The sequence below is a fragment of the Ruegeria sp. SATB027 genome, assembly GCF_059613825.1.
In genome coordinates, this window is record NZ_JBXWTH010000069.1 from 1 (window position 1) to 5,320 (window position 5,320).

The window sequence follows — 5,320 nt, forward strand, 5'->3', positions numbered from 1 at the left end:
GCCAGTCTCACCTCGGTAGATCACCCAAAAATAGACGCACGGAACCTGAAAAAGCTCTTGTCAAATACATCCGTCAAAAAAGCCATTCCAGAAACTCTGGAATGGCTTTTTGGGTGCGATCAGGCCGTATGATCCACGATCTGTAAGTGCTGGGCCAGCCGGTCGATCTCGGCCATCCAGCCTTGTACCAGTTTTGGGTCGCTTGGGGCTGCGTAAACACCTGCGGGGATGGCGCGGTTCATAACGGCCTCGACGGCAAGTGAAACCGGGATCGAAACCAGGCGCGCCATTGCTGTACCGCGCTCGTCGCCCCAAGCGTCCATGACATAGGTCTTGTGCCAGACAGGAACGCCGTCTTTCTCGGCTTTCAGTCCAACACACAGCACAACGCGGTCGGGCTCATCCTCGTCATAGGCGTTTTCGCTCCAGAACTGGTCGGACATCTCTTTCAGACGCGCATCCCCTTCCGGGCCCGACAGGGTTTCGATTTCACGGAACACGTCCGACCACGCATCCGCCCAGCCGTTCAGGCGCAGGGTGCCGCGGACAAATTCCCTGACGGGCCAGTGATCCTCGAACTGGTACTGCGCCTTGAACGGGATCGAGTCGCGGTTGGGATAGACCTCGAAACTTTCCGGCGTTGGCAGCGGCGCGATATAGCTGCTGATCGCATCCCACGGGCGGGCAACGTCCAGCGGGGCATAGTCTCGGATCGACTTTGAAGGCGACCGAAGCGCCTTGAGCACACCCAACGGCGACCAGCTGAACTTGTAGCGGAACGGGTTCGGGATTTTGGGAATGCCACCGCAATACGAAATAAAGCTCAGGTGGTTTTGCGGATCGAACACATCCGAGGCGCGATAGTCATCGACCAGTGCATGCGCCATCAGGTGGTCGATGCCCGGATCCAGACCAACTTCGTTGACCAGCGCCACACCGGCCTCGCGCGCCTTGTCGTCCAGTGCGCGCATTTCGGGCGCGATGTAAGACGACGACACGAAATTGGCCTGCTTGGCAATCGCCAGTTCCGCCAGTGGTACGTGCCAGTCGCCCGGCAGCATGGACACGATCACGTCGCCCTTTCCAAGCACATCACCCAGAGCGTCGATGTCGAAGGCGCGAATATCGTCGGTCAGGTCTCCGACCTCGGCCTTGGCTTTTTCGATCGTCCGGTTCCAGACGGTGACCTTGTGGCCACCTTCGATCAGACGGCGCAGGCCGGGGATGGCCGACAGGCCGGTGCCACACCAGTGAATCGTCATCGCTCAGATCCCTTCGATATGTGTTTTGTAAATCGCTTCTGCCCGACCCCAGACGCCGCTGTCCAGATGGGTCAGGGTCAGAAGCGACGGCAAAAGCTGTGCCGCATAATCTTCCGAACTTTCGACCGGCAGCATCGACGGCAGGTTATCGATGGCCATCACGTCCATCACCGGATCGGTTGCCACGCGCAAAGCAGGCGCGTCCCATGTGGTTGCACGGTCATAGACCGGCACCGGGTTGTAATCACTGTCCGGGTCGCAGGCGACATCGCCGATGGCGGTCAGGTTGCGCGGGGCAGTCAACGCCTCACGCGGAACAAAGACCGGGGTTCCGGGGCGCGCGAAGATGCAGTTCAGGAACAGGTCGTGGTCCAGAATTTCGGGAAACGGCCCGCCGCTTGCGGTTTCCGCCATGTCCCATTTGGTGACGTCGACGCCCATCGCGTCGCACAGGTCTGCGGCCCCCGTACCCACGCGACCCAGTGCACCGATGACGATGGCGCGGGGGCGTGGGGCTCTGGTCGCGTCCAACTCGGCCAGCAATTCGGCGTTCAGAACGTCTTTGCCTGCATACACCTCAACCGGCGGGCATTCCTCGCCCCGTTGTTGCGCCGCCCATGTCTTGAGCGTTACCGCAGCGCCTGCATAACCAGCCCAATAGCCAAAGGCGGCAACCCGGCGGCCGTCTTCGCTCACCAGGTATTCCAGATCATAAAGCGTACCGCCCCCTGCCTTGAACCGCTCCAGCAGCGCGCGACCCGAATGCTGGCCCTTATAGGCGTGGCCGAACATGATGTGGCGATGGGGCAGGGGAGTGCCATCTTCGGGCAGTTCCTTGAGGCCAAAGATGATCGCATCCAGCGGGGCTTCGGGCCACGAATTCTCAGCCGCGATTGCACAGCCAGCGTCCTTGTAGCCATCAATCGGAATAGCGCGGACATGGCTTTCCTCGACCGTCACGCGGAGACCTGCGGCGATCAGTGCCGCGGCCCCTTCGGGTGTCAGCCCCACCCGTTCCTCGTTCGGGCGCTGTTCCGCCCTGACCCAGAGATGTGTCATCTTATTTCCTTTTGTCAGAGCATCCCGGCAGCGCGCACCGCCTGAACCGAAGGCCGTGCCTCCATCGCCTTGCGGAAGGCGAGAATTTTGGGGAATGCCGAGACATCGACGCCGTCGCCTTCCAGCCAGCTGCAAACCACATAAAGATAGGCATCGGCCAGAGAGAACGCGTCCCCCAGAACAAACGGCCCGCGCAACCCGTTTGACGAGATATAGTCGCAAGATGCCGTCATCGTTTGCGAGACCTTGTCCGTCATGTCTTTCCAGCTGGATTTCTTGTCGGCCCAGCGATGCCCGCGCAGCTTGTGGGCGTGGTTCACATGCATGGTCGAGGCCAGATAGAACATTACCTCGCGCATGCGGGCGGCCATGACCGGATCAGCTGGTACCAACCCGGCCTCGGGTGCCTTGACCGCAATATATTCCAGCAACGCGCCGGTCTCGGTCAGGATGCCGCCATCGACCACCAGCGCCGGAACGCGCCCCTTGGGATTGATCTGCTTGTAGGCTGGTTTTGTCTGTTCCCCATCGGCAAAGTCCAGCTTGATCGCTTCATAGTCCAGCCCGGCCTCTTCCAGAGCAATCGCAACAGCGACCGAGATGGTTCGGGGTGCATAATAAAGCTGCATCGGGGATCTCCGATCTGGTTAGAGGTGGGTTTGCGCGAACTGCCGGTCGGGTGCTTCCAGATGCGGCACCGCATTGAACAGGACCGGGCTCAGCTGTGCGCCAATCGGGTGCAGACGATGCATCGACGTGTTCATGATGGCAAGGGCCACCCGCGCCATCGACGGGATGTCCAACCCCATCGCCTGCCGCACCACCATCGAGATCAACCCGCCTGAGGTCACGACGATGGCCGGTCCGCCCTCGGTCCCGATCTCGTGCAATGCATCGCGGACGCGGGCTTCGAACGCGTCGAAGGATTCCGGCGCGTTCTCGATCTTTCCGCTGGCCCAGGCCGCGAAGGTTTTGGGCAGGTGTTCGACAAATCCCTCGCGATCGGTCGGGATTTCGACGCCGTGCTGTTCTTCGAACAGCTGTGCAAGGGTGAAATACTCGATCTCGTTCAGCCGTGCGTCGCAGACAGGATCAGCCAATCCCATGCTGGTGACCGTCTCGGTATGGCGGGTCAGGGTGCCACAATAGACGCGTGTATAGTGGCTGCGGGTGTCACGCAGATGCGCGCCCAGCCAGCGAGCCTGTTGATGGCCCAGATCGCTCAGCTTGTCATAGCTTGCTTCGTCGCGCGCCGTCGTGTTTGCCTGCCCGTGCCGCACCAATGTGATATGTGACATGTCGCTCCCTCTTGCGCCGAAGTCTTAGGGCAGGTTCCCTGCCGGGACCAGAGGGGTTTCTTGATCTCACCGGAAAAACATTCGCAGCTGTCCGGTTTCTGGCTATGGTCGCCCTGACCAACTGCGCCCGGAGGGATTCATGGCCGTCGATCACACGCGTTTTCTGGAGGATCTGCACAAGCTGCGTGAATTCGGTGCCTCAGGAGTGGGCAAAGGGGTCATCCGACCAGCCTATTCCAAGGCGGATATCGCGGCGCGCCAATGGCTGGCGGACCGTATGGCCGATGCAGGTCTGACACCGCATTTCGACCCGGTCGGCAACCTGTTCGGGTTGGCGCCCGGCCGCTCTCTGCTCATGGGGTCGCATTCCGACAGCCAGCCCGAAGGCGGCTGGCTGGATGGCGCGCTCGGCGTGATCGCCGCGCTCGAGATCGCGCGGTCCAGCGACCAGCCGATCTCGGTCGTCAGTTTTCAGGACGAAGAAGGCCGGTTCGGTGTGACCACGGGCTCGGCGGTCTGGTCCGGCGGTCTGCCTCTGGACAAGGCCGATGTGTTGACCGACGGTTCTGGCATCAGCTTTGGCGAGGCCCGATCTTCCATGGCGAACCTGTCGCAGGGTTTTGTCGATCCCGCGCGGTTCAGCGGTTTTGTCGAGATGCATATCGAACAGGGCCCTTCTCTGGACGCTGCGAACGAGCAGATCGGTGTCGTCACCGATATCGTCGGCATCCGGGACATGTCGGTCACTTTCGAAGGGCAGCAGAATCACGCGGGCACCACACCGATGCATTTGCGCCGGGACGCGTTTCAGGCGTTGTCACTGTTCAACACGCGCCTCAACGAACGGTTTCGCAACGTGGTGACACCACAAACCGTTTGGACCATCGGGCGGGTCGATCTTCACCCCAATGCGTCGTCCATCGTGCCGGGTCGGGCGCGGTTCTCGATGCAGTGGCGCGATGGCGATCCGGATCGGCTGTCGCGGATGGAGGAGATCATCCGTACCACAGCGCAGGAAATAGCCAGCGAACAGGACATGGTGCTGACCTACGGCCCTTTGCTCGGGTTGGAACCCGTCACGATGGATCAGACGCTGCGCGCGGCGCTGGAACATGGGGCCGAACAGGTGGCCCCCGGCAAATGGCGCAGGATGCCGTCGGGCGCGTTGCACGATGCCACAAACGTGTCGCGCCTGATGCCCGTTGCGATGCTGTTCGTGCCCTCGATCAACGGTATCAGCCACGATTTTGCCGAAGATACCGTCGAAAGCGATCTTGTCGCCGGGCTGAGGGTGCTGGATCTCGCAGTGCAGTCACTTGACGGACAGGCGCGATAAGGTGCAGGCAAAATACCGTTTTTTCAGGCCATTGCAGTCGGCTTGCCTGGTGTTATCGTCGCGTTCAAAGCTTTGATCGGCAAACCCTTGCAGAGGCCAAATGACAAATGTTGCCTAACGGAAAAAAGTTTCCTATAGGAACGCAATGGATGCATACGCCCGTATACAGACTTGCCCCACAGGCGGCGCGCCGGTTCGCAAGTTGACCGGAATCGTTGCAATATTGACTACTTGAGGCAGACTGACGGGAATGCGTTCCAAACAGAAAGATACGAAAAGGTATCCAAGATGACCGAGATTAGACGCACGCCGCTTTTTGGGCTTCACGTTGAGTTGGGCGGCAAGATGGTTGATTTTGCCGGGTG

The 5,320-nt window shown here is 60.5% G+C and carries 6 protein-coding genes; 1 reads left to right on the plus strand and 5 read right to left on the minus strand.

All coding sequences use genetic code 11. The features are described 5' to 3' along the window. Positions 1-119: 119 nt before the first annotated feature. Genes AC2FPW_RS17505 through AC2FPW_RS17520 form a run of 4 tightly spaced genes read right to left on the minus strand, consistent with a single transcriptional unit; the run spans position 120 to position 3,619 of the window. A complete protein-coding gene (locus AC2FPW_RS17505; RefSeq protein WP_496814765.1) occupies positions 120-1,262 on the minus strand; it encodes a saccharopine dehydrogenase family protein in 1,143 nt (380 codons plus the stop codon). 3 nt (positions 1,263-1,265) lie between these two features. Further along, positions 1,266-2,321: a saccharopine dehydrogenase gene (locus AC2FPW_RS17510; RefSeq protein WP_496814766.1), complete on the minus strand. Its 1,056-nt coding sequence runs from the start codon at positions 2,319-2,321 to the stop codon at positions 1,266-1,268. A gap of 14 nt (positions 2,322-2,335) precedes the next feature. After that, positions 2,336-2,950, minus strand: a complete 615-nt coding sequence (locus AC2FPW_RS17515; protein ID WP_480833353.1) for a glutathione S-transferase family protein — start codon at positions 2,948-2,950, stop codon at positions 2,336-2,338. An 18-nt stretch (positions 2,951-2,968) separates the two neighbouring features. Then, a complete protein-coding gene (locus AC2FPW_RS17520; protein WP_480489466.1) occupies positions 2,969-3,619 on the minus strand; it encodes a histidine phosphatase family protein in 651 nt (216 codons plus the stop codon). 139 nt (positions 3,620-3,758) lie between these two features. On the opposite strand from AC2FPW_RS17520, the gene AC2FPW_RS17525 reads away from it, so the two are divergent. Beyond that, a complete protein-coding gene (locus AC2FPW_RS17525; RefSeq protein ID WP_496814767.1) occupies positions 3,759-4,955 on the plus strand; it encodes a Zn-dependent hydrolase in 1,197 nt (398 codons plus the stop codon). A 132-nt stretch (positions 4,956-5,087) separates the two neighbouring features. On the opposite strand, the gene AC2FPW_RS17530 is transcribed toward AC2FPW_RS17525, so the two are convergent. After that, a partial coding sequence (locus AC2FPW_RS17530) for a hypothetical protein (RefSeq protein ID WP_496814768.1) occupies positions 5,088-5,320 on the minus strand: 233 nt, incomplete at its 5' end.